Origin of the sequence: Microcystis sp. LE19-41.2A, assembly GCF_027530405.1 — a bacterium.
GTDB classification, from domain to species: domain Bacteria; phylum Cyanobacteriota; class Cyanobacteriia; order Cyanobacteriales; family Microcystaceae; genus Microcystis; species Microcystis aeruginosa.
The window spans coordinates 1-5,076 of sequence record NZ_JAPZQJ010000640.1 but is presented as its reverse complement, the minus strand read 5'-3'; the positions used below and the strand labels follow the sequence as shown (position 1 = coordinate 5,076).

Annotated in this window: 6 protein-coding genes; 5 read left to right on the top strand and 1 reads right to left on the bottom strand. The window is 38.0% G+C overall.

Features of this window, described 5'->3' with window-relative positions; all coding sequences use genetic code 11:
* The coding region (locus O9290_RS28645) for an IS1634 family transposase N-terminal domain-related protein (RefSeq protein ID WP_502846468.1) at positions 1 to 135 on the bottom strand (135 nt) is incomplete at its 3' end.
* A 419-nt stretch (positions 136 to 554) separates the two neighbouring features.
* Here O9290_RS28645 and O9290_RS26325 point away from each other — a divergent pair.
* The 5 genes from O9290_RS26325 (at position 555) to O9290_RS26305 (ending at position 4,893) form a co-directional block, all read left to right on the top strand.
* On the top strand, positions 555 to 1,871 hold the full coding sequence (locus tag O9290_RS26325) for a P-loop NTPase fold protein (protein WP_008203800.1): 1,317 nt from the start codon (positions 555 to 557) through the stop codon (positions 1,869 to 1,871).
* Between the two features lie 95 nt (positions 1,872 to 1,966).
* Positions 1,967 to 3,691 carry a tetratricopeptide repeat protein gene (locus O9290_RS26320; RefSeq protein WP_288057426.1) on the top strand — a complete coding sequence of 575 codons (1,725 nt, stop codon included), beginning with the start codon at positions 1,967 to 1,969 and terminating at the stop codon, positions 3,689 to 3,691.
* 36 nt (positions 3,692 to 3,727) lie between these two features.
* Positions 3,728 to 3,940 carry a hypothetical protein gene (locus O9290_RS26315; protein ID WP_104396960.1) on the top strand — a complete coding sequence of 71 codons (213 nt, stop codon included), beginning with the start codon at positions 3,728 to 3,730 and terminating at the stop codon, positions 3,938 to 3,940.
* 306 nt (positions 3,941 to 4,246) lie between these two features.
* Positions 4,247 to 4,510 carry a type II toxin-antitoxin system Phd/YefM family antitoxin gene (locus O9290_RS26310; protein ID WP_002752677.1) on the top strand — a complete coding sequence of 88 codons (264 nt, stop codon included), beginning with the start codon at positions 4,247 to 4,249 and terminating at the stop codon, positions 4,508 to 4,510.
* Positions 4,507 to 4,893 carry a type II toxin-antitoxin system VapC family toxin gene (locus O9290_RS26305; RefSeq protein ID WP_002734288.1) on the top strand — a complete coding sequence of 129 codons (387 nt, stop codon included), beginning with the start codon at positions 4,507 to 4,509 and terminating at the stop codon, positions 4,891 to 4,893. Before O9290_RS26310 ends, O9290_RS26305 begins: the two co-directional genes overlap by 4 nt.
* The last annotated feature ends 183 nt before the right edge of the window (positions 4,894 to 5,076 follow it).

The window sequence follows — 5,076 nt, the reverse complement described above, 5'->3', positions numbered from 1 at the left end:
ATTTTCGATAATATCATCGGGTAATTTTGAGAGATTGGCCAGGGTTCTTTTTTTGACTTGTTCTCCTTCTCGGTAGGACTCTCGAAGAAGAACGGCGGGGGGGGAATTACGGTTAGGAACTTTTTCTATATACATGACCACCATTCTAGCAAATGGAGAGAATTCTTGTCCATTAAGAAATGTTACAAATTACATGGGTACATTAAGATAAGTTAAGGGGGTGCATCCATTGATGGATAAGGGTTTTCGGCTATTATGGTATATATGTATGGGGGAAGTTCAGTTTTTAGTCCTCAAATAATTCGCTTGTTCTGTCGGTTATTTTCCCTGCTTAATAAATTAATAAATTCTCTTTTAGAGAAGGTTTTTCCACGCAATTCCTATTTCTCTTCTGCCTAGAGTTCCAGAAGAGCGCTAGGGAAGTGGGGGAAAATCCATAACTGGGTTTTTAAAGTTCGATCGAGAGTTAGTCGTAATATTAAAAACGGATTTGGTATAACATCTTGTCAATAAGTATTGTTATAATAATGACATCAATCAAGCTATAGTCGCCTATGTCTGAACAATTAATCGCTAATCTTGCTAATGCCTTTAAACCAGTTCCTTTACCTGCCGATAGTCCCTTTTATGTGGATCTAAAAGCAGTGAGAGCGGATGCCGATGTCTGTCAAGATTTAGGCAGAAAAATTATTCGTTCGCTGCCAACAGACTACACCCATCAACTCTACACAGGACATCGAGGAGGGGGGAAATCCACGGAATTATTGCGGCTGAAAAAATATCTAGAGCAAAAAAATTGTTTTGTTGTTTATTTTGCGGCAGATGAAGACGATATCGATCCAGAAGATGCTCAATATACAGATATTCTCATTGCCTGTACGCGCCATTTGTTAGAACAACTAAAACAGGCTAATTCAACCCCCTTAAAAAACTGGATAAAATCCCGTTGGCAGGATTTAATTGATTTAGCTTTAACAGAGATTAAAGTGGAAGATGTCAAATTAGAAACGGGAGACTTGATTAAATATTTTGGTAAATTGTCTGCGGCGATTCGGGCAATTCCCAGTCAAAGACAAGAAATAAGAAATAAAATCAATCCTCATACTGTTACGCTGTTAACAGCACTAAATGAGTTTATTGATAATAGCAAAACTGTCTTAGATGATTCAACAAAATTAGTGGTAATTGTTGATAACTTAGATCGCATCGTACCGATATATCGGCGAGATCATAAAACTAATCATGATGAGATTTTTTTAGATCGGGCTAATCAATTAAAGGGGTTAAATTGTCATTTGATTTATACTATACCTATTTCAATGGCCTATTCTAATCGGGCCAATGATCTACGGGATATTTATGATAATGACCCGATGGTTTTACCGATGATTATGATCCGCAATCTTGATCGTACTATTAATCCTGATGGTATGGCAAAAATTAAGGCTATTATTGAGAAAAGAACGCAGCAATTTTTACCGAAGAAAAAGCTAGAAACAGATATTTTTGAAAGTCAAGAAGTTCTGGAGCGATTATGTTTAATGACTGGAGGTCATGTACGAAACCTAATTTTATTAATGCAAACCGCTTTAGATCATGTGGATGCTTTACCTATTACCGCAAAAGCTGCTCAAAGAGCAATAACTCAAGCTAGAGATGTCTATCAGAGAACAGTAGAACACGAGCAGTGGAAAATTCTGGCTAAGGTATATCGTACCAACGAAATTCAAAATGATGAAGCTCATCGTAAATTATTATTCAATCGTTGTATTTTACAATATGCTTATTTTGATGCAGATGCAGAGTTAAAAAGTTGGTATGATGTGCATCCTTTAATTACCAAAATTAAGGAGTTTAATGATGAATTATGAATGATGAATTATGAATGATGAATGGGGAGCGGGAAACAGGGAACAGGTGAGAAAATTAGTGTACCTCATAAATCTGAATACAGCTATATATAATAATGACAAACCAAAAATTAAAACCCTTAACTAACTCTCAGGAATCGGATTTTGAAGGATTGCGAGAAGAGCAACCCCTAACAGCAGCAGAATCCTATCAATCATTACTGCGATCGCTGAGACGAAAAAATGGCTTTAATTTACTCTTTGTTCGCTGTTCTCCCGTGCAAGCTGATGAGATTATTCGGAGAGTCAGTCAAGATTTACCTAATAAAAATATTCAAGTCCTGCAACTTGATTCAGAAACCGATAATTTGTATGAGAAAATTGTCGATTTACCAAATTATACCAATCTAAACATTCTTTTTGTGCGCGGTTTAGAAAATGCACTACTGCGCTACGAAGAAGCGGAAAGTGAAGGCTATTTCTTGTCGAGTCAAAGTCCGGTTTATGGGGGAACCTGGGCCGGAGTTCCTAAGATTTTAGGCTATTTAAACCTATCTCGTGAGCGATTTGAGCGGCAATTTCCCTTTACTTTAGTATTCTTATTGCCGGAATTTGCCTTGCGGTATTTTATTCGTCGTGCGTCGGATTTTTTTGATTGGTATTCGGGAGTTTATGAATTTCCGACGGATAAGGACATATTGGAAAGAGAAATTAGAAGACTGGTTTATTTAGACGGCGATCTCGATACCTATCAGCAATTTACTCCCCAACAACGACAGGAAAAGTTAGCCGAAATTAAGGCCTATTTAAGCGATTCCCCATCTCTCGATCCTGTTCAAACATCTGAATTGTGGCATAAAAAAGGCTTAATTCATCAAATGGGAAAAGAATACGAACAAGCGATCGCATCCTACGACAAAGCTTTAGAAATTAAACCCGATTACCATGAAGCTTGGTACAACCGAGGGGTTGCGTTAGGTAATTTAGGCAGATTAGAAGAAGCGATCGCCTCTTACGACAAAGCTTTAGAAATTAAACCCGATTTCCATGATGCTTGGATCAACCGAGGGTTTGCGTTAGATAATTTAGGCAGATTGGAAGAAGCGATCGCCTCTTACGATCAAGCTTTAGAAATTAAACCCGATTTCCATCTAGCTTGGTACAACCGAGGGGTTGCGTTAGGTAATTTAGGCAGATCAGAAGAAGCGATCGCATCCTACGATCGAGCTTTAGAATTTAAACCCGATTTACATCAAGCTTGGAACAACCGAGGGAATGCGTTAGCTGATTTAGGCAGATTGGAAGAAGCGATCGCATCCTACGATCGAGCTTTAGAAATTAAACCCGATTATCATGAAGCTTGGAACAACCGAGGGATTGCGTTATATAATTTAGGCAGATTGGAAGAAGCGATCGCATCCTGTGATCGAGCTTTAGAAATTAAACCCGATGACCATCAAGCTTGGAACAACCGAGGGATTGCCTTAGATAATTTACGCAGATTTGAACAAGCGCTCGCATCCTACGATCGAGCTTTAGAAATTAAACCCGATTTGCATGAAGCTTGGAACAACCGAGGGATTGCGTTAAGGAATTTACGCAGATTTGAACAAGCGATCGCATCCTACGATCGAGCTTTAGAAATTAATTCAAATTATGCTAATACTTACTACAATAAAGCTTGCTGTTATGGCTTACAAAATAATGTGGAATTAGCTATCGAAAACTTACAAAGCGCCATCAATCTTGATGTCAAATATCAGGATATGGCAAAAACGGATAAAGATTTTGAGCAGATTCGGGGAGATGAGCGGTTTCAGAGTTTCCTAAATCGAGTATAATAATATATATTTGTATTTTAGCTAAGGAGATATTCTATGACTAACACCTACACAGCTATCATTCAGCCAGACGGAGATTGGTGGATTGGTTGGATAGAAGAAATTCCAGGAGTTAACTGTCAAGAAGCATCTCGTGATCAGTTATTAGAAACCCTAAAAATTACTCTTAGTGAAGCATTAGAATTGAATAAACAGGAAGCAATTTCCGCTACTAGGGGAAACTACCAAGAAGAGAAAATTGTTGTATGAAGCGCAAACAGTTTATCGATCACGTCCTGTAGGGGCGAAGCATTCGGATAGGAAATCTACGGTTTCAGCGATAAGTTATTGCCCGAATGCTTCGCCCGTACTTTTTCAGCAAGTCCTAGCCATTCTTGGTGGTTTAACCCCCAATTAAATAAAAGATCTGCGATTCCAAGACATACCGGAGTGATAATTATCACAATTGGGCAATTCAGCAATGGGAAAAAGTTGCCAACCCTTTATTAACTTGTGAGGCAGTTATCACTGAATCCTGTTTTATTTTGTGAAGTAAATAAAGAGAGAAAATTATTCATGTCAAACAAAACTATTGATCTCAATCAAGTACAGTTAACTTTACAAGAACTACTTGCCTTAATAAAGGTAGATACTGAAATTATTATAACCGAAGGAAACAAGCCTGTAGCTCGTCTAATTCCTTGGGGAGATACTGAAAAAACAACGTCTGAAACTCCTTCTCCTAAGTTACGACAACCAGGACTACACGCTGGAAAAATTAGGACTAGCGAAGATTTTGATGAGCCACTTCCTGAAGAATTTTGGACAGGTGAATCATGAAATTTCTTTTAGATACCCATACATTTATTTGGTGGGATAGCGAACCAGAAAAACTCTCTCAAAGAGCTTTAGAACTGTGTAGAGATCCTAGTAATACGCTATTACTTAGTATTACAAGTATTTGGGAAATGCAAATCAAACTACAACTAGGTAAACTATCACTCAAGATACCTTTAGCAGAAATGATTAATACTCAGCAGGAAACTAACCAAATTGGCCTTTTATCAATTACAGTCAGCCATGTTTTAGCTTTAAATACTTTACCTAACATCCATAAAGATCCATTTGACCGCTTGTTAGTTGCTCAAGCTAATCTTGAAAATGCTAGACTGATTAGCCATGATTCAATATTAGCAAAATATCCTGTTCAGATAGATTGGTAGATAGGGCTTGCTGAATAAATGTGAAATATAGACGAGGTAAGAGTTTTAGGGTTCTGTTTTGCTCTCACAGGTGCAAGATTTTGAGAGAATCGTCGTTCAAAACCTTGCGTCTTCATCGGCCCGCGTCCTGTAGGGGCGAAGCATTCGGACAATAACCTATCGGTGAAACCGTAGATTTTCTAT

What these genes read in the sequence shown, in the direction of transcription:
- O9290_RS26325 (WP_008203800.1), top strand. Translation starts at nt 555, where the DNA reads ATGTCTGAACAATTAATCGCTAATCTTGCTAATGCCTTTAAACCAGTT.
- O9290_RS26320 (WP_288057426.1), top strand. Translation starts at nt 1,967, where the DNA reads ATGACAAACCAAAAATTAAAACCCTTAACTAACTCTCAGGAATCGGAT.
- O9290_RS26315 (WP_104396960.1), top strand. Translation starts at nt 3,728, where the DNA reads ATGACTAACACCTACACAGCTATCATTCAGCCAGACGGAGATTGGTGG.
- O9290_RS26310 (WP_002752677.1), top strand. Translation starts at nt 4,247, where the DNA reads ATGTCAAACAAAACTATTGATCTCAATCAAGTACAGTTAACTTTACAA.
- O9290_RS26305 (WP_002734288.1), top strand. Translation starts at nt 4,507, where the DNA reads ATGAAATTTCTTTTAGATACCCATACATTTATTTGGTGGGATAGCGAA.